18 protein-coding genes, 1 tRNA gene, 1 pseudogene and 1 riboswitch are annotated in these 20,674 nt (G+C 69.8%); of the genes and pseudogenes, 9 read left to right on the top strand and 11 right to left on the bottom strand.

Annotated features, from left to right (window positions below):
- Positions 1–11 precede the first annotated feature (11 nt).
- The 5 genes from GPA02_RS00835 to GPA02_RS00815 form a co-directional block, all read right to left on the bottom strand.
- Positions 12–2,327, bottom strand: a complete 2,316-nt coding sequence (locus tag GPA02_RS00835; RefSeq protein ID WP_156197944.1) for a carbohydrate-binding protein — start codon at positions 2,325–2,327, stop codon at positions 12–14.
- 152 nt (positions 2,328–2,479) lie between these two features.
- Positions 2,480–3,523: an extracellular solute-binding protein gene (locus GPA02_RS00830; protein WP_156197943.1), complete on the bottom strand. Its 1,044-nt coding sequence runs from the start codon at positions 3,521–3,523 to the stop codon at positions 2,480–2,482.
- A gap of 58 nt (positions 3,524–3,581) precedes the next feature.
- On the bottom strand, positions 3,582–5,273 hold the full coding sequence (locus tag GPA02_RS00825) for an ABC transporter permease (RefSeq protein WP_156197942.1): 1,692 nt from the start codon (positions 5,271–5,273) through the stop codon (positions 3,582–3,584).
- Positions 5,270–6,388 (bottom strand): ABC transporter ATP-binding protein, encoded by a 1,119-nt coding sequence (locus GPA02_RS00820; RefSeq protein ID WP_156197941.1) that lies wholly within the window; start codon positions 6,386–6,388, stop codon positions 5,270–5,272. Before GPA02_RS00820 ends, GPA02_RS00825 begins: the two co-directional genes overlap by 4 nt.
- A gap of 214 nt (positions 6,389–6,602) precedes the next feature.
- A complete protein-coding gene (locus tag GPA02_RS00815) occupies positions 6,603–7,595 on the bottom strand; it encodes a sugar-binding transcriptional regulator (RefSeq protein ID WP_162457664.1) in 993 nt (330 codons plus the stop codon).
- Between the two features lie 432 nt (positions 7,596–8,027).
- On the opposite strand from GPA02_RS00815, the gene GPA02_RS00810 reads away from it, so the two are divergent.
- Positions 8,028–8,279 (top strand): helix-turn-helix domain-containing protein, encoded by a 252-nt coding sequence (locus tag GPA02_RS00810; protein ID WP_204986454.1) that lies wholly within the window; start codon positions 8,028–8,030, stop codon positions 8,277–8,279.
- Positions 8,276–8,668, top strand: coding sequence for a hypothetical protein (locus GPA02_RS00805; protein ID WP_156197938.1), 393 nt, complete (start codon positions 8,276–8,278; stop codon positions 8,666–8,668). The genes GPA02_RS00810 and GPA02_RS00805 overlap by 4 nt, the downstream gene beginning before the upstream one ends.
- On the opposite strand, the pseudogene GPA02_RS00800 reads toward GPA02_RS00805, so the two are convergent.
- Positions 8,614–9,850 (bottom strand): annotated as a pseudogene (locus GPA02_RS00800) (IS3 family transposase). The gene GPA02_RS00805 and the pseudogene GPA02_RS00800 sit on opposite strands and share 55 nt — an antisense overlap.
- A gap of 555 nt (positions 9,851–10,405) precedes the next feature.
- Between GPA02_RS00800 and GPA02_RS19050 the strand changes: the two are divergent.
- The 3 genes from GPA02_RS19050 to GPA02_RS00785 are packed head-to-tail and all read left to right on the top strand — an operon-like array spanning position 10,406 to position 11,379.
- Positions 10,406–10,822 carry a transposase gene (locus tag GPA02_RS19050; protein ID WP_204986453.1) on the top strand — a complete coding sequence of 139 codons (417 nt, stop codon included), beginning with the start codon at positions 10,406–10,408 and terminating at the stop codon, positions 10,820–10,822.
- Between the two features lie 22 nt (positions 10,823–10,844).
- A complete protein-coding gene (locus tag GPA02_RS00790) occupies positions 10,845–11,099 on the top strand; it encodes an IS3 family transposase (protein WP_156197937.1) in 255 nt (84 codons plus the stop codon).
- Positions 11,100–11,142: 43 nt separating this feature from the next.
- Positions 11,143–11,379, top strand: coding sequence for a hypothetical protein (locus GPA02_RS00785; RefSeq protein ID WP_156197936.1), 237 nt, complete (start codon positions 11,143–11,145; stop codon positions 11,377–11,379).
- Between the two features lie 417 nt (positions 11,380–11,796).
- Here the strand turns inward: GPA02_RS00785 and GPA02_RS00780 are convergent, their stop codons facing one another.
- Positions 11,797–12,195, bottom strand: coding sequence for a protein-L-isoaspartate O-methyltransferase family protein (locus tag GPA02_RS00780; RefSeq protein WP_240133801.1), 399 nt, complete (start codon positions 12,193–12,195; stop codon positions 11,797–11,799).
- Between the two features lie 142 nt (positions 12,196–12,337).
- Positions 12,338–12,439, top strand: a riboswitch (SAM riboswitch).
- 165 nt (positions 12,440–12,604) lie between these two features.
- Here GPA02_RS00780 and GPA02_RS00775 point away from each other — a divergent pair.
- The 3 genes from GPA02_RS00775 (at position 12,605) to GPA02_RS00765 (ending at position 16,040) form a co-directional block, all read left to right on the top strand.
- Positions 12,605–13,318 carry a methylenetetrahydrofolate reductase gene (locus GPA02_RS00775; protein ID WP_170296820.1) on the top strand — a complete coding sequence of 238 codons (714 nt, stop codon included), beginning with the start codon at positions 12,605–12,607 and terminating at the stop codon, positions 13,316–13,318.
- Between the two features lie 79 nt (positions 13,319–13,397).
- Positions 13,398–15,713 carry a 5-methyltetrahydropteroyltriglutamate--homocysteine S-methyltransferase gene (gene metE, locus GPA02_RS00770; protein ID WP_156197935.1) on the top strand — a complete coding sequence of 772 codons (2,316 nt, stop codon included), beginning with the start codon at positions 13,398–13,400 and terminating at the stop codon, positions 15,711–15,713.
- A 129-nt stretch (positions 15,714–15,842) separates the two neighbouring features.
- Complete coding sequence (locus GPA02_RS00765; RefSeq protein WP_156197934.1) at positions 15,843–16,040, top strand: hypothetical protein; 198 nt, start codon at positions 15,843–15,845, stop codon at positions 16,038–16,040.
- A 2-nt stretch (positions 16,041–16,042) separates the two neighbouring features.
- On the opposite strand, the gene GPA02_RS19045 is transcribed toward GPA02_RS00765, so the two are convergent.
- A complete protein-coding gene (locus GPA02_RS19045) occupies positions 16,043–16,312 on the bottom strand; it encodes a transposase (protein WP_204986452.1) in 270 nt (89 codons plus the stop codon).
- Between the two features lie 110 nt (positions 16,313–16,422).
- Here GPA02_RS19045 and GPA02_RS00755 point away from each other — a divergent pair, with 110 nt between their 5' ends.
- Positions 16,423–16,848, top strand: coding sequence for a hypothetical protein (locus GPA02_RS00755; RefSeq protein ID WP_156197933.1), 426 nt, complete (start codon positions 16,423–16,425; stop codon positions 16,846–16,848).
- Between the two features lie 61 nt (positions 16,849–16,909).
- On the opposite strand, the gene GPA02_RS00750 is transcribed toward GPA02_RS00755, so the two are convergent.
- The 3 genes from GPA02_RS00750 to GPA02_RS19395 form a co-directional block, all read right to left on the bottom strand.
- Positions 16,910–17,257, bottom strand: coding sequence for a histone-like nucleoid-structuring protein Lsr2 (locus GPA02_RS00750; protein ID WP_156197932.1), 348 nt, complete (start codon positions 17,255–17,257; stop codon positions 16,910–16,912).
- Between the two features lie 183 nt (positions 17,258–17,440).
- Positions 17,441–17,528 (bottom strand) — tRNA-Leu (locus GPA02_RS00745).
- Between the two features lie 137 nt (positions 17,529–17,665).
- Positions 17,666–20,536, bottom strand: coding sequence for a S8 family serine peptidase (locus GPA02_RS19395; protein WP_156197931.1), 2,871 nt, complete (start codon positions 20,534–20,536; stop codon positions 17,666–17,668).
- Between the last annotated feature and the right edge of the window lie 138 nt (positions 20,537–20,674).

The following is a 20,674-nucleotide window of genomic DNA, read 5'->3' as shown; positions in this document are numbered from 1 at the left end:
GGGCACTCCGATCAGCCCAGCTCCTCCCACGGTCCGTGGGCGTCCGTGCCGGGCTCCTGGTTGCGGGTCCACCAGCGGGCCTCGTACCGGACGCCGTCGTGCTCGACGACGTCGCCGGCCTCGAAGATCCGCGACGGCGTCCACACGGCGGCGCCGTCGTCGGTGGTGCGGATCTCCTGCCACGGCCCGTACGGGTCGCCCGGCTCCTGGTCGCGCGTCCACCACGTCGCCAGCCACCAGGTGCGGTCGGCCATCACCATGTCCCCGGCGGTGTACGTCGCGTCGGCGCTCCACCGCGGCACCGGCTGGAAGTCACCGGTGACGGGCACGAACGGCTCGCTCGTGCGACCCGTCCAGGTCTCCAGGGTGAGAACCGCGCCCTGGCCACCGGCGCTCGTCTGCGTGCTCAGGTAGTAGAGCCCGTCTCCGAGCGACTGGATGCCGACCGAGGCGTCGCGCCACCAGCCGCGGATCCCGGTGGTCTCGTCGACCAGACCGTCCTCGGCCAGCTCGATGAGCAGGCCCTCCTCGCCGTCGAGACCGACGAGCGGCTGCTGCACCGGTGCGGTCTCGGCGTCGACGGCGAACAGCTGGAAGTTCGGGAACTGCGCCTTCTTGCCGACGTAGACACCCATGAACCACCGGTCGAGCCATGGGTCGAACTCAAGGTTCTGCACCCCGTAGGTCGTGTTGCCCGTGAAGACGAAGTACTTGCCGTCGACCTCGTCGGGACCGACGTGGTGCGGGTCCTCCTCGGTGAGCGGCCGCTCGAGGGCCGGCCAGTCGCTGATGTCGTACTGCAGCAGCACCTGGTGGTCGTTGTCCGTGCGCTCGGTGTTGCTGTAGATCCCGTAGGCGACCGTGAGGTACTGCGGACCGTCGACCCCGCCGAACGCCGGGCCGAAGGCCACGCCGTCGATCCCGCTGCAGCCGTAGCGGTGGTCGGCGGTGTCGCCGGTGTTGCCGTCGAAGACGCCGTCGCCGTCCATGTCCGCTGTGTAGTCCTCGACGACCTCTTCGAGGTAGACGGTCGAGACGACGTCGGAGTTCTGCGCGTCCATGCCGACCTCGTCGATCTCGTCGACGTCGAAGATCGCGATGTAGAAGGCCTCGGCGTCCTTGTACTCCAGCGACCCGTAGACGCGACCGTCCTCGGTGTTGAGGTCGAGGTCTCCCAGGTGCCCGGTGAACCCACCGACCGTGCCGACGATGTTGCCGGCGAGGTCGGTCTTCACCAGCAGCGTGGTGAACGAGTAGTAGACGAAACCCTTCTCGGTGTCGACGGCGATGCCCTGCACGTGCGAGGTCGGCCACGGCCCGTTCTCGAGCCGGAGCTTGAGCCCCGCCACCGTCTCGGCGCCACGCAGCGTGATCACCGATGCCGCCCGACCGGTCAGCCCGGCACTGTTCGTCGCTCGCACGTGGAGGAGCTGCTCGGCGTCGCCGGGCAGCCCGGTGAAGGTGTGTGCGCCGTCGTCGGCCGCCGGTGCCCAGGCCAGCTGGTCCGCGGGCGTGCCCACGGGTGCGGCCGCGACCTCGTAACCGGTGATCGTCGCGACCTCGCCGGCGTGGTCCAGGCCAGGATCGGCCGGGGCGTCCCATGTGATCGTGGCCGTGTCGCCGGACTCCTGGAGGTGCACGTTCTGCGGCGCGCTGGGCGCGGTGGCCCCGGGCGCCAGCTCGGTGATCCGGATGTCGTCGAACGCGACCGTCGCGCGGCTGTAGCGGAACCCGAAGCCGCCGTCGGTCCGGGTGAGCTCGTCGGTGCTGAGCGCGAGCTGGTCGTCGATCGTGAGCGTGAGCGAGGTGCCACGCACCTCGACGACGAGCCGGTGCGGCTCACCGACCCCCATGTCCAGCGGGCCGGGGTAGGCGCTCAGCGCGTTGGAGCCGGATCGCGGCCGCTGCACGAACTCGACACCGTTCGCGGCGGTCGTCTCGCTCCGCAGCCCCACCCACGCCCCCCAGTGCTCATCGGCGTGGTAGTCGACCCCGAGGCTGAGCCAGCGCGCGGCGTTCTCGACCTCGACGAACTCCGCGGTCACCTCGAGCCGGAAGTTCTCCGGCGCCTGCGGACCGAACCCGAGCCGTGCGGCCTCCTCGCCGCTGGTCGAGACCAGCCGGCCGTCGAGGACCTGCCAGTCGCCGAGCACGGCGTCGAAGCCGTCCGGCAGCTCACCCGCGGAGAAGTCCTCCTCGAAGATCACCTGGTCGGTCGCCGACGGGTCGGCGGCGGCCGGCAACGTCGACGCCAGTCCGGCTGCGGCCATCGCCACCCCCGCGACGACCGCGGTCACCCGCCGTCGTCCGCCTGTGTCCGTGTGCATCTTTGCCTCCTGTCCAGGCACGCCGACGACCGGCGTGGCGTCGGTCGCGCATGCCGTTCGGTTGGTGACTTGCCGGAGGCGGTGCCGGCCAGGGAGGGCCGGCGCCGCCGGTCCGTCCCGGGTCGAGGACCCGGGACGGACGTCTGATCAGCTCATCCGCCGTTCCTGCTGGTGTAGAGCTCGGTCCACTTCTCGACGATCGCCTCGCGGTTCTCGGTGAGCCACTCGACGTCGCGCTCCACCCAGGTGATCTCCTCCCGGGGCGGCAGGTACTCGAGGGTGTAGTCGGCGCTCGTGGTCATCCGCACCGTGCCGCTGCGCTCGGCGTAGGCCGCCTGGCCCTCGGGGCTCATGAGGTAGGTGATGACGTCCTTGGCGAGGTCGGCGTTGGGTGCCCCCGCGATGACAGCGGTGCCGAACGCCGACGCGCTCGTCCCCTCCTCGGGGTAGACGAGCCGGATGTGGGACGCCCCGCTCTTGAGCAGCGCGGCGATGCCGTCCTCGTAGGTGAGGCCGACGGCGTACTCGCCGTCCTCGGTGCCGGCGAACGGGATCGACGAGGAGGACACGATCACCAGCCCGTTGTCGAGCAGCGCCTCCAGGTAGTCCCACGCCTCGGGGCTGTCGTAGCCGTAGACGGCCATGATGTTGCTGATGTTGTTCCAGGCCGAGGACGACGACGTCGGGTCGGCCATGGCGATCCGGCCCTCGAGGCGCGGGTCGAGCAGGTCCTCGTAGCCGTTGATCTCGATCCCGAGCTCGGCCTCGATGTCGGTGTTCACCGCGAACGCGACCGTCGACAGGTGGTCGACGTTGTAGAACCCGTTGGGCGAGCGGTACTCGGGCAGCAGGTCCTCCTCGTGCTCGGAGAGCCAGTGCTCGAAGACGTCGGCGTAGCGGTCGCCGTCTGCGGTGTCCAGACCGCCCCACATCATGTCGCCCTGCGGGTTGCCGGACTCGGACTGGATCCGGGTGGTGAGCTCGCCCGCGCTGCCGTTGACGATCTCGATGTCGATGTCGGGGAACTGCTCGGTGACGATCTCGGTGAACACGTTGAGGTCGTTGTCGGTCATGCTCGAGTAGAGGACGAGGTGGTTGCTGTCGCCGCTGCCTCCACCGCCGCCGCTGCAGGCGGCGAGCGTCAGCGCGGAGGCGGCGAGGGCGCCACCCGCGGCCAGGATCGTTCTGCGGTTCATGGGGTGCTCCTCAACATCGGGGATCGGGTGGGGGAGAGGTGGAGGTGGACGGCGGCAGCTACATCCGCACGTCCTCCTCGCGGGTGAACCTGAGGTAGATGGCGAGCAGCACCGCGGTGAGGACGGTGAGGATCGCGGAGAACGCGCACGCCAGGCCGTAGCTGCCCCGGGTGATCGCGACGTAGGCGGACATCGTCAGCGTGATCGTCCGGTTGTTGTAGAGGATGATCCCGGCGGACATCTCGGTGACGATCGCGACGAAGCTCAGCACGGCCCCGGAGGCGACGCCCGCGCCCATCATCGGCACCGTGATCCGCCAGAAGGCCTTGAGCTTCGAGGCGCCGAGGCTGCGCGCGGCCTCCTCGATCGACATCGGCAGGTGCATGAGCGTCGCCGTGGCCGACCGGATCGTGTACGGCATCCGTCTGATCACGAGCATGACGATCATGACCACGGCGGTGCCGGTCAGCGCGAGCGGCGGGGAGTTGAACGCGATGACGAGCCCGATGCCGATGACGGCGCCCGGCATGATGTAGGGCAGCATCGACACCGTGTCGACGAAGTTGTTGACGGGGTTGGCGCGCCGCACCACGAGGTAGGCCAGCAGCACCGAGACCAGCACGATGATCGCCAGCGCGACCACCGCGAACATGATCGTGTTGTAGACCGACCGGCCGAGCAGCCGGCCCATCGCCATCCGGTAGTTGTCGAGGGAGTAGCCGGGCAGGAACACCACCTGGTTGTTGTTCCGGAACGACAGGTAGACGATGTAGAGCTGCGGCAGCATCGCCAGCGCGATCAGCACGTACATGTAGGCGTAGATCAGCGCGCCGCCGATGCCGCGCGGGCGGCGCTTCTGGACCGGGCTGCCGGCCTTGAGCGAGAAGCTGAAGCGGTTGGCGGCGAACTTCTGGAACAGGAACACCGCGGCCGTGACGATGACGCCGATGATCCCGATCGCAGCCGCGAAGTTGTGGTTCTGGCCGACCTCGCCGAGGTACTGGTTGTAGATCTCGACGGTGAAGGTCCGGTAGCCCTCGCCGATCAGCATCGGCGTCCCGAAGTCGGCGAAGGCGCGCATGAAGACCAGCAGCGACGCCGCAAGCAGGGTGGGCACGGTCAGCCGGATCATCACCTGCCAGACCCGACGCAGGCCGGTGCTGCCCATGAGGGAGGCGGCCTCGAGCAGCGAGCCGTCGATGCTCCGGAACGCGGCGTTCATGTAGACGGACACGAGCGGGAAGAGCTTGAGGCTCAGCACCAGCACGATGCCGCCGAACCCGTAGATGCTGCCGATCTTGAACGGGAGCACGGACTCCAGCAGCTGGGTCGCGACCCCGTTCCTGCCGAGCAGCAGGATCCACGCGTAGGCACCGATGAAGGGCGCCGACATGCAGGACAGCACGGCGCCGACGAACAGCAGCTTCGCGCCGCGCAGCCGGTAGTACGTGTAGAAGTACGAGAACGGCACGCCGATGGCGAGCGACACGACCGTGACGGCGATGCTGACGACGAAGCTGTTCCGCACCGTGCCGACGTAGTAGTCGTTGGCGAGGAAGCGGACGAAGTGGGAGAGGGTCAGGCCGCCGTCGGGGTCGACGACCGACTCCTTGAGGACGCCGAACATCGGGTACAGCAGGAACAGCCCGAACAGCAGCAGCAGCGCCAGCGAGACCGTGGTCCAGACGTCGAGCCCGAGCGGGCGGGACCGGCGTGCCTTCGTCTCCGGGGTGGTCAGGATCGTCGTCATGCGGGCACCTGCTGCTGTGCCGCCGTCGAGCCCGTGCGCAGGTTGGTCGCGCCGTCGCGGTCGAAGACGTTGATCTTGTGCCGCTTGACGTCGAGGAACACCTCGGCCCCGGGCTCGAGGACCTCGTCGAACTCCGACTCCTGGATCACCTCGACCGCGGTGCCGTCGCGCAGGGTCAGGAAGTAGTGCGTGTTGATGCCGAGGAACACGCCGTGGTCGACGACCGCGGGGATGCCCGTGGTCGCGGACGAGTCGAGCACGAACTCCTCGGGGCGGACCGCGACCTTGACCGGGCCGACCGCGTCGGCGGCGCCGGGGAGGCCGGGCACGACCAGGGTCGCACCGGCGACGGTCACCAGCGTCTGGCCGTTCTCGACGTGCAGCTGCCCGTCGAGGACGTTCGTGCGTCCGATGAACCCGCCGACGAACAAGTTGGCCGGTCGGTGGTAGAGCTCGCGCGGCGTCCCCAGCTGCTGGATGACGCCGTCCTTCATGACGGCGATCCGGTCGGAGACCGCCATCGCCTCCTCCTGGTCGTGCGTGACGTACACCGTGGTGATGCCGACGCGCTTCTGGATCTCGCGGACCACCTCACGCATCTCGACGCGGAGCTTGGCGTCGAGGTTGGACAGCGGCTCGTCCATGAGCAGCACCTCGGGGGAGGTGACCAGCGCCCGCGCGAGCGCGACGCGCTGCTGCTGGCCGCCGGAGAGCCGGTCGGGCATCTGGTCCGCCCAGCGCTCGATCTGGACGAGCTCGATGTACTCCTCGGCGCGGGAGCGGACCTCCTTGCGCGGCACGTCCATGTTCCGCAGCCCGAACTCGACGTTCTTGCGCACGCTGAGGTGGGGGAAGATCGCGTAATTCTGGAACACCATGCCGATCCGCCGCTTCGACGGCTCGACGTCGTTGATGCGCACGTCGTTGAAGAAGATGTCGCCGGACTCGACGGTGTTGAAGCCAGCGAGCATGCGCAGCAGCGTGGTCTTCCCGCATCCCGACGGCCCGAGCAGGGTGAAGAACTCACCGCGCCCGATGTGGGTCGTGAGACCGGGGATGACCGTCGTCTCGCCGTAGCGCTTGACGACGTCCTTGACGGTGATGGCGACGCTCAACGTTGTCCTTCGTGCGTGTCGGTTCCTGGGCACGCCGCATCGCGGCGCGAGGGATCGTGCCGGCACGGCCCGTCGACCGCCCTCGTTGGTCGGTCACCTCGGGTCTGGGTGCTCAGCAGCAGCGGTGACCACCCTGGCACGAACCGGCGACGTCACCGGGCGCCAGGGGCCCGGATCGCTCATATGAGCGATCACAAAACGGTCACGAGCTCGCTCAGGAGGCCGACGGCGTCGGCGTGCTGCGGGGGTGCTCCAGGACGGGTGGCATCCGCAGCAGCGCGTTGGCGAGCTCCACGTCGACGACCAGGTCCGTGGGCAGGCCGGCGGCGCACACGGCGCGGACCGCGTCGGCCTTGACCGGGTGACCGGCCGCGGCCACGACGCGCGGCACCCTGCGCAGCTGCTCGGCGGTGATGGCGAGCGTGTGCCGCCAGAGCGAGGAGTCGATGACGCTGCCGTCCTCGGCGAAGAGGTTGCCGCAGACCTCGCCGACGCCTCCCGACCGCAGCACCTGCTCGGTGAACCTCTCCGGGATCCCCGAGTAGGCGATCGAGATCGGTCGGGGCCGGACCGCCCCCACGGCCACGACCGCCGTCGTGATCCGGGCGAAGCCCGCGACGACGGACGCGACCTCCTTCCGGCGTCGCAGCGCGTTGACGGCGCGTGCGTCGTCGACGAAGAACGGTGCCGGGATCGCGTGGGCGGCGCCGCCGGTCAGGGCGATCGTGCGGCGGGTCAGCTCGGCGGCGGCGTTGCGGATGTCGGCCCCGAACCGGCCGGAGAGCTGGAGCACCTCGACGGCGGGCAGGTGGTCGAGCCGGTCCATCATCGCGTTGAGGGTGCGACCCCACCCGAGGCCGAGCACCTCGCCGTCGGTCAGCCCGTCGGCGAGCACGGCCCCGGCGGCCTGCCCGACGGCGGTCCGCAGGCTGTTCTCGTCGCCGTACGCCTCGACGACGTGGGCACGGCGCAGCAGCAGGTGCTGCCGGAGCCGCTCGGACAGCTCCTCCATGGGGACACCGCTGCTCAGGCTGATCGTGACGATCCCGACCTCGCGCGCCTTGGCGAGGGCGCGGGCGACCTGGAACCGCGACAGCCCCAGCTCGGCGGCGATCTGCACCTTCGACCTGCCGTCGAGGTAGTAGCGCCGGCTGACGAGCATCAGCCTGCGCCGCTCGTGCGCCGACAGCGGCCGCTGGGTGCTCACGCGGTCCGTCCTGCGGGGAGCCCGACGTGGACCCGTCGTGCTCTGACCTGCATGCCTGCCTTCGTGTGGCGTCGTCACGTCGGTGCCATCGTGGCACCTGGTCCCTCGACGGGCAACGCGGAGCGGTGCGGTGTGCTCCCGGTGGTCGGCGGGCGCCGGCCCGGGTCCGGGTGCGTGCGCGTCGAAGGACAAAGGCCGCCGAGCGCGTCTCCGCGGCTCGACGGCCTCGTGCCACCGGTGTCCGAGGGGGGACTTGAACCCCCACGCCCCACAGCACCCTGAACCCGCAGAAACCCAACGATCTCGGGCGATCCACGCGCGCCGAAACCGGCCTGTGGCTCCATTCGTGGCTCCAAACGCCCCACGGGCAGGCACCCCCGCATCTATCGGCATGCCATGTCATCCAGCGCAGCACCCGCACACACCAGGGGCATGACCATGAAGGCCACCATCCAGTCCGTGTCCGACCTGCTCGCCTCACCCAAGGGCACCCTCCTGCCGAAGGAGGTCGCAGCCGTCCTCGGAGTCGACCTGCGCACCGTCTACGGCGCCATCGACGACGGCCAGATCGAGGCGATCAAGGTCGGCCGCCTCCGCCTCATCCCGAAGGCGGTCATCGTCAAGATGCTCCACCTCGACGACGCCGACGACACCACCCACGGCGACGACGCCAACGCAGCATGAGCAAGCGCCGTGAGCACGGCGACGGCGGGGTCAACGAATACACCACCCGCACCGGCAAGACCCTCTACCGGGTCTCCTGGTACGAACCGAGCGACCCCGACGATCCCGACAGCCCGAAGGTCCGCCGACTCGAGCGCGGCTTCCCGGACCGCCAGTCCGCGCGCGACCGCGCCGCCGAGATCCGCACCCAGCTCAAGGCCGGCCTGCCCACCCGCGACCCCCAGCACGCCGGCAGCCTCGCCGCCTACCTGACCGAGTGGGTCGAAGGGCACCGCGTCGCCGCCTCCACCAAGGCCGGCTACCGCAAGAATCTGAATCGGCCTGACTTTCGTTCCTATCGGGAGCCTTGTCTGGCAGACGCCGGTTGGGCTGATTCGAGGTCAGCGTAGTACGCGTTTTCGACTTCGATGGGGGTGCGCATGTCGAGCTCGCCGTGGAGGCGGGAGTTGTTCCACCACCAGACCTATTCGAGGGTCGCGAGTTCGACCTGTTCGACGGTGCGCCAGGGGCCGCGTTGGCGGATCAGCTCGGTCTTGTAAAGGTTGTTCACGGCCTCGGCCATCGCATTATCGAAGCTGTCGCCGACCGTTCCCGTGGAGGGGACGGCGCCGAGTTCGACGATCCGCTCGGTGTAGACCATCGCGGTGTAGTTCGACCCGTGGTCGGCGTGATGGATCAGCCCGTCGAGTCGCCCACCGGCGCCCCAGGCGGCCATATCCAGCGCCTGCATCGGCAGGATCTCCGATCGCAGCGTCGAAGCGACGTTCCAGCCCACGATGCGTCTCGAGTAGACGTCGGTGACGAACGCGACGTAGGCAAACCCGGTCCACGTCGCGACGTAGGTCACGTCGCAGACCCAGAGTCTCCTCGGCGCCGGCGCGGTGAAGCGACGGTTCACGAGATCCGCGGGTAAAGCCGTGGTCTTGTCGGAACGCGTGGGAAGACCCGCTTCGACTTGCGCACGCCGCGGACCCCGGCCAGACGCATCAGGCGCTCGGTCTGGTCCCGCCCGATCTCCCAGCCTTGCCGGCGCATCAGGGCGTGCATCTTCCGACGCCCGTAGACGCCGTAGTTCTCCGCATGCAGGCGCACGACCTCGGGGACGAGGAGATCGTCCTTCAGCTGCCTGGCCGATGGCGCACGCCCGACTGCGGCGCGGTAGCCCCGCGCGGTGAGGAAGCCCTGGACTGCCGGTCGGAGGACCCGGCAGATGAGCTCGACCCCGAAACGATCCCGGTGCTCGTTGATGAACCGGATCATCTCGGTCAGGGGCGGTCGAGCTCCTTCGCGAAAAACACGCTCGCAGCCTTGAGGATCTCATTCGCCTTCCGCAGCTCGGCGTTCTCCTTCTGCAGCCGCTTGATCTCCGCCGCCGCATCGGTCGTCAGCCCCGGCTTCACGCCCGCGTCGACCTCGTAGCGACGCTGCCAGAGCCGCAGCGTCTCCGGACTCATCCCGAGCAACCCCGCCACATACCGGACCGCGCTCATCATCGTCGGGTGCGACGGCCGCGTCTCCGCGAGCATCCGCAACGCCCGCTCACGCATCTCCGGCGAATACTTCCTGTTCATCGTGTTCCATCCTTGCTTGAAGAACGGAACGAAAGTCAGGCCGATTCAAATCGACTGGGCCACCAGCTTCGGCGGCCGACTGAGTTTCGGGATCGAGGGCACCGGCTCCTACGGTGTGGGGTTGACCAGCGGTCCGCCGCCGCGGCATCGGCGCGGTCGAGGTGATCCGCACTGACCGACGCGATCGGCGTCTACGTGGCAAGTCCGACACCCTCGATGCCGAGAACGCCGCCCGGGCCGTGCTGGCCGGGTTGGCGACCGCAGTCCCCAAGAGCGCGGACGGTTCGGTGGAGATGATCCGCCAGATCAAGGTCGCCAAGGACGTCGCGGTCAAGGCCAGAACCTCGGCGATGATCAGCCTGAAGCAAGTGCTGGTCAACGCTCCCGATGAGCTGCGTCAACAGCTGCAGCCGCTGTCGAAGATGGCCCTGATCAACCGGTGTGCTTCGTTGCGTCCAGGACCGGTAAAGACCATCGAGGCCTCGACCAAGCACACGCTGCGCGATCGCCCGACGGTGGCAGCAACTCAACGCCGAGATCAACGGCCACGAGAAGTTGCTCGCCGAGTTAACCGCCGCTGCCGCGCCAGACCTGGCGACTGCGTTCGCGGTCGGCCCGGACACCGCAGCCGAGATGCTCATTGTCGTCGGCGACAACCCCGAACGCATCAGGTCCGAGGCCGCGTTCGCCAGGCTGTGCGGGGTCGCTCCGATCCCGGCTTCCTCGGGAATGACGACACGACATCGCCTCAACCGAGGCGGTCACCGGCAAGCCAACGCCGCGCTCTACCGCGTCGTCATCGTCCGCATGCAGCACCACGAGCCCACCAAGGCCTACGTCGCCAGACGCACCGCCGAGGGCAAGACCAAGGCTGAAATCATCCGCTGCTTGAAGCGACTCCTCGCCCGCGAACTCTGGGCCGCGATGCGACCCATCCGCCAGGCCCGCCCACCCCTGCAGGCCGCCGCTTGACAGCTATAGGAGTATCAACGCCATGGCCGAGGCGCTCAATTCGCTGTTCAAGGCTGAGTGCATCCGCAACCCGGTCATGCGGCCCAAGGGCGGCTGGAAGAGCGTCAGCGACGTCGAGATCGCTGTCGCCACCTACGTCGACTGGTTCAACCACAGGCGCCTTCACGGCGAGATCGGGCTCGTCCCACCAGCCGAGTTCGAGGCCCAGCACTGGGCATCCCACCCCGACCAGCACTACCGTAAGCACCAGGTCCTCACCGAGGCCGGAACCAAGTAACCGAGCCTCCACGAAACCCGGTGCGATTCAGCTCTACCCGCTCGTGAAGGAGGTCGCCGCTGACTGGATCCCCGTCACGGTGACGTGCCGGGTTCTCAAACTCGCCCGCCAGCCCTACTACCGCTGGCTGGCTGCGCCGGTCACCGACGCCGAACTCAAGGAGCCGTGCCGCGCGAACGCGCTGTTCGATGTCCACACCGACGCCCCCGAGTTCGGCTGCCGCTTCCTCCTCGACGAGGCCCATGACGCGGGTAAGCCGATGGCGGAGCGGACAGCGTGACGGAACTGCTCGTCCAACCGCTGGTGGTCGGCGCTCGGCAAGCCGAAGCGCGGCAAGGCGAAGAAGCCCGGGCCGCCAGTCCACGACGACCTATGCGCCGTGGTCGACAAGCACGGCGTCATCCGGAACGAGTTCACAGCCGATAGGCCGAAAGAGCTGTGGATCGGCGACATCACAGAGCACCGCATCGGCGAAGGCAAGCTCTATGTCGGCGCATTCAAGGACGTCTACTCCAACCGGATCGTGGGCTACTGCATCGACTTGCGGATGAAGTCCCGATTGGCAGACGCGGCGCTCAACACGCCGTCGCCAGGCGCGGTGACGTGGTCGGCTGCATCGTGCACACGGACAGGCGATCCGGAAGCGGATCGGTCTGTTCGAGCGCGGCTCGTGACCCGTGGAGCGCATTCCACCGCGCTACGCCGCGGCGACTACCGCGTCCTCTACGAGATCGTCACCGCAGCGGCCGAACCGGTCGTAGGGAGCGTGCTTGCCGAGCCCGACGGCGTGCGGTCGAGCCTGCTCGATGCTCGCCCAGGTCCAGGGTGCCTGGGCGAGGTTGGTCGCGCCCTGCTCGACCGGCTCGGGCATGATCTCCACCCCACGCACCCGCCCGGTGGGGCCGACGAGCGCGGCGAGCAACGCCGTCGCCCATCCCGACCCGGAGCCGATGTCGAGGACGTGCTGACCGGTGCGGACGTCGAGCAGGGTGAGCATGTCGCGCACCGTGCTCGGCTGGGAGCAGGTCTGCTCGTGACCGATGTGGATGGGCCCGTCGAAGCCGCGCGGCAGCGGGCGCGCCGGGGCAGGAACCATGCGCGCGGGGCGGCGGCGAAGGCCGCGTCGAGACGGTCTTCCATCGCCGCAGTCAAGCACGCCGCCCGATCGCGCGTCCCAGCATGTGGTCCACACGGTGAGAGGGCGTGACCAGCCTGCGGGCAGCCCGTATGGTTGCCACATCCCATCCAGAGCGGCCGAGAGTCCTGGCTCGTCGACGCCGCAGCAACCCCCAGTGGCAGGCCTGCCGAGGGAAGGGTGCTAAAGCCAGGATCGATGGAGTCCTCCATGGCCACCTTCTGTCTTGCTCGTGAGCGTGCCCGATGAGCACGGCTAGCCTGTTTTCCGTGCCCGCCACGAGCCCGACGATCTCGTTCGAGCTGTACCCGCCGCGCACCCCGAAGGGTGCGGAGAAGCTGCCCGCGACCGTCGCCGAGAGCTCGCCTCGATCGGACCGCAGTTCTTCTCGGTCACCTACGGCGCCAGCGGCCGCACCCGCGAGACCTCCGGCGCGCTGCTCGCCCACATCGTCGAGCACACCGACGTCGCCCCGATCGCCCATCTCACCTGCGTGGGTGCCTCGGAGGAGGAGCTGGACGACATCGTCACCGGGCTGATCAGGCTCGGTGTGCGCGACGTGCTCGCCCTGCGCGGCGACCCGCCCGAGGGCGAGCCCGACTGGCGCCCGCACCCCCGCGGCTACACGACCGCGAGCGAGCTTGTGCGGCTGCTGCGTCGGGTCGAGCAGCGCGAGCTCGCCATCGCCGCGCTGCGCGCCAAGCAGCATGCGGGCGCCGACTACGCGATCACCCAGGTCTTCTTCGACCCGAACAGCTACGCCGCGTTCGTGCGCACCGCCCGCGAGGCCGGCATCCACCTGCCGATCGTGCCCGGCATCATCCCGCTCACCGACTCCACCCCGCTGCGCCGCCTGGAGACGCTGACCGGGGTGCCGGTGCCGCCAGCGCTGCTTGAGCTGCTTCAGTCCGCCGACAACCCGCAGGAGCGGTACCGCCACGGCCTGGCCGCCGGCGCCGAGCTGATCGGGGGCGTCCTCGATGCGGGCGCCCCTGGGCTGCACGTCTACACGTTCAACGCTGCCGGTCCCGCACTGGACACCCTGGCCGCCGCCGGACTCTGCCCGGCCCGCACCACTTCCTGACCCGCAGCGGTCCCGACCACGTTCTGACCCCTCGGGGTCCCTGCCTTCGTTCGCCGTACCCACCTACCTGGAGTGAGCCATGCCTGCACCCTTCCCTGCCGCCACGATCCTCGGCTACCCCCGCATCGGCCCGCGCCGCGAGCTCAAGCGCGCGGTCGAGTCGTTCTGGTCGGGCAGGAGCGACGCCGACACGCTGCTGAGCACGGCGCGCGAGCTGCGCGCCCGCACCCGGACCAGGCTCGCCGAGCTCGGGCTGCGCCCCGACGACGCCTCGATCCCCTCCGACTTCGCGTTCTACGACCAGGTGTGGTCGGTGGCCGCCCAGATCGGCGCGATCCCGACCCGGTTCGACCACCTGCGCGACGCCACCGGCGCCCTGGACCTCGCCGGCCACTTCACGGTCGCCCGCGGCGAGGGCGACCTCGCGCCGCTGGAGATGACCAAGTGGTTCGACTCCAACTACCACTACCTCGTGCCCGAGATCGGGCCGGACACCGAGTTCCGACTCGTCGAGACCGCGAGCGTGACCCACTTCGCCGAGGCGCTGGCCGAGGGCGTGCTGACCCGACCCGTGCTCGTGGGTCCGGTCACCTTCCTGCTGCTGTCCAAGGCCGCCGACGGCGCCCCGGCCGGCTTCGACCCGCTGTCTCGCCTCGACGACGTGGTCGCCGTCTACGCCGAGCTCCTCGCCGCGTTCGCGCAGGCCGGAGCCACCTGGGTGCAGCTCGACGAGCCCGCCCTGGTCTCCGACACCTGGGACACCCCGCGCGAGCAGGTCAAGGCGGCCGTGCGCCGCGCCTACTCGGCGCTCACCGCTGCCTCGATTCCCGACGGCGGCCGGCCGGCTCTGTTCGTCGCCGCACCGTACAACCGGCTCGGCTGTGCGATCCGGGACCTGGCCGCGAGCGGTGTCGAGGCGGTGGGCGTCGACCTGGTCAAGGGCGAGGCACCGGAGCAGGACGTCGCCGGAATCGAGAACGTGACGCTGGTCGCCGGTGTCGTGGACGGCCACAACATCTGGCGCACCGACCTGGACGCGGCGGCCGCGAAGGTGGCGGCGCTGTCGAGCGTCGGGGCCGCGCGCGTCACGGTGTCCACCTCCACCTCGCTGCTGCACGTGCCGCACACCACCGCCGACGAGCCCGACCTGCCCGCCGACCTGCGCTCCTGGCTCGCGTTCGCCGACGAGAAGGTCGGCGAGGTGCTGGCGCTCGCCGCCGGCGAGGCGGCGGCACCCGAGGCGTTCCAGACCAACCGGACGGCCGTGACCAGCCGAAGGGACGCCGTCGGCGTTCTCGTGCCGAGCGTGCGCGAGCGCACGGCGGCACTGACCGACGCCGACGCGACCCGCAGCGACTACGCCACCCGGGTGGCCGCGCAGGACGCGGTGCTCGACCTGCCGGCGCTGCCGACCACCACGATCGGGTCGTTCCCGCAGACCACCGAGCTGCGGCAGGCGCGCGCCCGGCTGCGCAAGGGCGAGATCGACGACGCCGCCTACACCGAGGCGATGCGCGCCGAGATCCGCGAGGTGATCGGCCTGCAGGAGCGGCTCGGGCTGGACGTGCTCGTGCACGGCGAGCCGGAGCGCAACGACATGGTGCAGTACTTCGCCGAGCACCTCGACGGGTTCGCGACCACCCAGAACGGGTGGGTGCAGTCCTACGGGTCGCGGTGCACGCGACCGTCGATCCTGTGGGGCGACGTGTCCCGCCCGGCGCCGATCACGGTGGACTGGTCCAGGTACGCAGCCTCGCTGACCGACAAGCCGGTCAAGGGCATGCTCACCGGACCGGTGACGATCCTTGCGTGGTCGTTCGTGCGCGACGACGTCCCGCTCGCCGAGACCGCGAACCAGGTGGCGCTCGCGCTGCGCGACGAGATCACCGACCTGGAGGCCGCCGGCATCGGGATCATCCAGGTCGACGAGCCCGCGCTGCGCGAGCTGCTGCCGCTGCGCCGCGACCAGCAGCCCGCGTACCTGGACTGGTCCGTGCGCGCGTTCAGGGTCGCGACCGGCGGTGCGGCCGACGCCACCCAGGTGCACACCCACCTGTGCTACTCGGAGTTCGGCGAGGTGATCGGCGCGATCGACGGCCTCGACGCGGACGTCACCTCGATCGAGGCGGCCCGCTCCCGGATGGAGATCCTGCCCGCGGTGGCCGAGGCCGGCTTCGAGCGCGGCATCGGCCCGGGCGTGTACGACATCCACTCCCCGCGCGTGCCGAGCGAGCAGGAGATCGCCGAGCTGCTCACCGCCGCCCGCGCCTCGATCGGCGGGCGCAAGCTCTGGGTCAACCCCGACTGCGGCCTCAAGACCCGCGGCTACCCCGAGACCATCGCGAGCCTGCAGAACATGGTGAGCGCTGCTCGGGCGGTGCGCCAGGCCGGCTGAGAACCGATGGGGACCGCTGCCACCGCCGGCGGTCGGAGCGGGTGCACGACTGGGAGCCGGACCCACAACCGGGAGATTCACCATGAAGGGCAAGGCCGTCCTTTCATCCTCGGCGCCGCCGTCGGATACATGCTCGGCACCCGTGCAGGCCGGGAGCAGTTCGAGAAGATCATGGCCAGCGCGAAGTCGGCGCTCGAGCTCCCGGCCGTCAAGGACAAGGTGACGCAGGCGGAGAGCGCGATCTCCGACGTCGTGCGCGAGCAGGGCCCGAAGGTGACCGATCAGCGGGGACCCCGTCGTTCTGCGCCGCCGTGGTGCCGGGCTTGACATCATTTCCCGGCAGATTGGCCTGCGGATCCGGTTGCTGGAAGAGGAGAACGAGGGTGCTGCTCCGGGCGGCAGCGTACCTGTCCGCTTCTTCGCCTCGCGCAGCTCGGCGTACCCCCCTCCTCGACATCGGCCTGACGCAGCCAGTTGCGCAGACACGACTCGGCGATGCCGAAGTCGGCCGCGATCTGCTTGATCGTCTGTCCCGGCTCACGGTCGCGGGCCACTCGGACGACGTCGTCGCGGAACTCCTTGGAGAACGGCTTGGGCACGGTGCACATCCTCCAGCGACGCCTCACAGCGCCACAGTTCAGATGTCACCTATCCGTGCAGCAGACCCACGGGTATCCCGCCGGCGATCAAGCTGAACATCCCGAATCGTGTGCTGCTGGGGGCGAATCCGTCGAAGCAGCAGCGCGGGCACGCGTTCGCGAACCCGGAGAAGGCGCCGGAGGTGCCGGAGTACATCGCCGAGGACGAGAAGGCGTCCCGGGGTGTGGGGGTGGCGGAGTTCGAGGGTCAGGCGCCGGTGGTGTTCAAGTCGTACTTCGCGCCGGACGCCGACTTCGACCGTCACCTGCGGGATCTGGGGGTGCGGTGCACGACACGGCCGGAGCCGACAGCCGCGCAGGTTGAGCGGGTGGTGCCGCGCCTGGGCGAGGACGAGTTCGCCGACGGTGACCGGCCGCGGTCGCGGCTGGAGTCGGAGGGCGGCTGGGGTGAGCGGGATGGCCGGGACGCCCCGGGCCCGGTGCTGAAGGGCGCGGCGGCGGCGGCGCATGCGCTGAAGGTGCAGTCGGGCCGCTGACCGTCCGGGGCTGGGGTGCCTGCCGGGGGTCTCTGTGGGTCGCGCCCCTGGGGTGGGCCGGTCAGTGGGCGGCGTCGTAGGCGTCGAGGACCGGCTGGGGGACGCGGCCGCGGTCGCTGACCTTGTGGCCGTTGGCGTTGGCCCACTCGCGCACGGCGCCCAGGTCGCGCTTGCGGCTGCTCGTCGTGGCCGTGGCGCTGGTGGTGGTGGTCTTGGCGGGGCGTGCGCGGCGCCCGCCGACGCGGCGGCCGTGCTCGGTCCAGCGGTTGATGTCCTCGCGCAGCTGTGCGGCGTTGGGGTCGTTGAGGTCGATCTCGTAGGTGACGCCGTCGGTGGCGAACGTCACGGTCTGGGTGGCGGGGGATCCGTCGAGGTCGTCGATGAGCTCGATCAGGGTCTTGCTGGCCACGCGCGCTCCTGGTGTCGGTATGTGCGGTCGCGAGCGGGTACGGGCCTGTGGCTCCATCTGTGGCTCCAAACAGAGCCGCTGATGCGTGCATCTGGATGCCGGCCTCAGGTCATGACTGCCGGCCAGAAACCGCGAAATCGTGCCATTCCACGTCACTCGATGCGACTCGACGTCATCGTCGTCTGGTGTCCGAGGGGGGACTTGAACCCCCACGCCCTATACGGGCACTAGCACCTCAAGCTAGCGCGTCTGCCAATTCCGCCACCCGGACGAGTGGATGCGCCGTGCGGGTCCAAGACCCGCTGGGCAACGCCGGAAAAGATATCACGATCTGCGGGGCCTCCCGCACGCGACGAGGGCCCGCCCGGCGGTGCCGGACGAGCCCTCGTCGTCATCGTGGGGATCGGGTCAGCAGATCCCGAGGAGCTTGCAGACGATCTTCGCGAGCAGCTTGCCCAGCTGCTTGATCAGCTCCTTGAGCAGGTCGCCCGGAGACGGGGGCGGCGGGTTGCCGTCGCCGTCGCGGTCGATCGTGAACGCCGGCGTCTCGTAGGTCTCGACGTCGTCGGGGTTGGCGCGGTCGCCCAGCGCGTTCACCACCGACAGCACGAGCACGTAGTCGCCGTCCGGCACCTCGCGCTCCCGGTCGTTGTGCGACCGGGTGCCGTCCCAGGTGTAGGGCATGAACACGTTCGGCCCGCCACCCGTTCGACCGAGGTGGTCGACATCGAGGTAGTTGAAGAACCGCGGGTGCACCGGGTCGCCCCGGGTGCCGTCCGGGTTCGCCTTGTAGACGTCGATCCGCAGGTTGTCCACCGGGGCGTCCAGGTGGGCGAGGATCGTCGGCACGTCGCCGTCGGCCATCGAGTACACGTGGCCCGAGCCCTCGACGAGGTCCCAGACGCCGTTCATCGTGCAGTCGACACCGATGAGGCGGTCGCAGCCCGTCAGCTCGGCGAGCAGCGGGAACCCGTAGTCGCCCGGCGTGAGCATCGGCAGCGACTGGTAGTCACCGGCGAAGCCCGCGTACGGGACCGAGATCTGCTCGTCGCCGTTCATCAGGTAGATGAAGCCGCCGTACTGGACCTGGTCGAACTCCGGCTCCGGGCTGATCGTCACCTCGAAGGTGACCGACTTGCCCGGCTTGACCGTCACCGACGCCGGGTGGTCCACCGTCGAGGGTGCGAAGTAGAAGCCCGGCACGTCGGCCGAGTCGCCCCACTCCGCGTTCTGGCCCAGCGCCAGCGTGTCCTCGAAGGAGATCTCGTACGTCACCGGAGCGGTGCCGCCGTTGCGCACCGTGATCTCCCGCGTGACCGGGCCGCCCTCGCTCTCGCCGAGCGACAGCTTGCCGGGGGAGACGGTCGTCGTCGACAGGATCGCGTCGTCGACGTCGAGCAGGCCCGCACCCTGGTGGTTGGTCGGCTCCAGGATGCCGAGGCTCGGGTTGAGCGACCACACCGCCGGGTCGGCCGTGTTCTGGAACGCGTCCCGCACCTGCAGCGGCTCGGCGTCCGGATGGGCCTGCAGATACAGCGCCGCCGCGCCCGCCACGTGCGGCGAGGCCATGGACGTGCCCGAGTTCGATCCGTACGCGCCACCCTCGAGCGGGAGCGTCGACCAGATCGAGCCACCCGGGGCACCGAGGTCCGGCTTCAGCGACAGGTCGGCGGCGAGGCCGAACGAGCTGAAGTCGGACACCAGACCACCGGTCGGGTTCGGCGCCTGCGCGGTCTCGTCCGTCCAGGTCACCTCGGCACCGTCGTCGTCGGTCGCCGTGGCGTAGATCGCCAGGCCGTCGTCGAGCCCGACGAAGATCACCGGGATCGTGATCTCGACCTCGCCCTCGACGGTGGGGTTCACCAGGCCAGGGGCGTTGTTGTAGATGATCGCCGCGGCCGCGCCGGCCTCCTGGGCGTTGAGCGCCTTCTCGTAGAAGCTGGTGCCCACGACGCCGTCGGGGCAGGCGCCGCGCTGGACCAGCGCGATCGTGCCCGTCAGGTCGGCGTCGATGCCGCCGCAGGAGCGACCCGCGTCGGTGCCCGGCTCGCCCGCCACGCTCACCGGCAGCGTCCCCGACGTCGGGGCCTCCGGGGAGGCGCTGGCGGGCATGTAGACGATCAGCTCGCCGTCGACCTCGATCGCGTTCGCCGTGATCTCGAGGTTGTCGAACGAGGCGACGCCGATGACCTTCTCGCCGACGCCCGGGGCGCCCGCGGCGAACAGACCGAGGTCGCCCGAGTTGCCGATCGAGGCGACCATGACGACGCCCGCGTCGACCAGGTTGTCGCTGCCGACCGCCGTCGGGTACTGCGGCCACGACGCGAACGCCGAGCCGATCGACTGGTTGACGACGTCCATGCCGTCGTTGAGCGCCCGCTCCATCGCGGCGAGCATGATGTCCGCCGTCGTCGAGCCGTCGCAGCCGAACACCCGGTAGGCGCCGATCTCGGCGTCCGGGGCCACACCGCGCACGCCGCCCTCGGCGGGGTCGCCGCTGGCGCCGACGATACCGGCCACGTGGGTGCCGTGACCCTCGCAGTCGTCCGGGTCGGCGTCGGGGTGCGGCACCGGCTGATAGGACGGCGAGCTGTCGTCGGCGTTGAAGTCGTCGCCCACGAAGTCCCACCCGGCGACGACACGCTCGTTCGGGAAGTTCGACGGGTCGTCCACGCCCGAGCCACCCAGGTCGGGGTGGTCGTAGTCGACCCCGGTGTCGATGACACCGACGCGCACACCGGCACCGGTGAAGCCGAGCTCGCTCTGGGCGATGTCGGCGCCGGTCATCGTCAGCGCGCTGACCATCTCCGGGACCGTCGGCGACGGCGTGGTCGGCGCCTCGATCTCGAGCACCGGGTAGACGGCGACGACGTTGCTCGCCGTCGCGAGCACCGCTGCGTCCTCGTCGGTCGCGTCGATCGCGATGCCGTTCCACAGGTCGGTGAACACCTGCCGGACCTCGAGCTCCACGTCGAGCTCCTCGGCCTCCTGCTCCAGCTGCTCCTGGCTGCTGGCGATCGCGGCCTCGTTGCCGCCCTGCGTCGTCGGCTCGCCCTCGAGCTGGACGAACCACGCGCCCGTGGGGGAGGAGGCCGACGGCATGAACGCGTCGGTGACCGCGCTGGCCCCCAGCTCGTCGGCGCTGCCGAGGTCGGTGACGTCCGCCGGGTCGGCGGTGGCACCGGAGATCGGCACCATGGTGGCTGCCAGCAGCGCGGCCGCGCTCCCGACGGTGATGGCGCCGCGTCTCGTCCTGCGGCGCTGCAGTGGTCGACTCATGAAGGGGTCTCCTCATCTCGCGGGGGTGGCGCACGCGTCGTCGACAGGCGCTCCGAGAAAAGAATGTAGGCGAGATGTGACGATCATGTGAACACGATCACAAAATCGGTGCCCACGAACGACGTCGGCCCCGACGCC

The sequence above is a fragment of the Actinotalea caeni genome, assembly GCF_009733795.1.
GTDB lineage: Bacteria > Actinomycetota > Actinomycetes > Actinomycetales > Beutenbergiaceae > Pseudactinotalea > Pseudactinotalea caeni.
The sequence above is the reverse complement of the archived record's forward strand: the minus strand, read 5'-3'. Positions and strand labels throughout refer to the sequence as shown.

What these genes read in the sequence shown, in the direction of transcription:
- GPA02_RS00780 (WP_240133801.1), bottom strand. Translation starts at nt 12,195, where the DNA reads ATGGTTCCTGCCCCGGCGCGCCCGCTGCCGCGCGGCTTCGACGGGCCC.
- GPA02_RS00805 (WP_156197938.1), top strand. Translation starts at nt 8,276, where the DNA reads ATGAGCAAGCGCCGTGAGCACGGCGACGGCGGGGTCAACGAATACACC.
- GPA02_RS00810 (WP_204986454.1), top strand. Translation starts at nt 8,028, where the DNA reads ATGACCATGAAGGCCACCATCCAGTCCGTGTCCGACCTGCTCGCCTCA.
- GPA02_RS19395 (WP_156197931.1), bottom strand. Translation starts at nt 20,536, where the DNA reads ATGAGTCGACCACTGCAGCGCCGCAGGACGAGACGCGGCGCCATCACC.
- GPA02_RS00790 (WP_156197937.1), top strand. Translation starts at nt 10,845, where the DNA reads ATGGCCGAGGCGCTCAATTCGCTGTTCAAGGCTGAGTGCATCCGCAAC.
- GPA02_RS00835 (WP_156197944.1), bottom strand. Translation starts at nt 2,327, where the DNA reads ATGCACACGGACACAGGCGGACGACGGCGGGTGACCGCGGTCGTCGCG.
- metE (WP_156197935.1), top strand. Translation starts at nt 13,398, where the DNA reads ATGCCTGCACCCTTCCCTGCCGCCACGATCCTCGGCTACCCCCGCATC.
- GPA02_RS00830 (WP_156197943.1), bottom strand. Translation starts at nt 3,523, where the DNA reads ATGAACCGCAGAACGATCCTGGCCGCGGGTGGCGCCCTCGCCGCCTCC.
- GPA02_RS00825 (WP_156197942.1), bottom strand. Translation starts at nt 5,273, where the DNA reads ATGACGACGATCCTGACCACCCCGGAGACGAAGGCACGCCGGTCCCGC.
- GPA02_RS00765 (WP_156197934.1), top strand. Translation starts at nt 15,843, where the DNA reads ATGCTCGGCACCCGTGCAGGCCGGGAGCAGTTCGAGAAGATCATGGCC.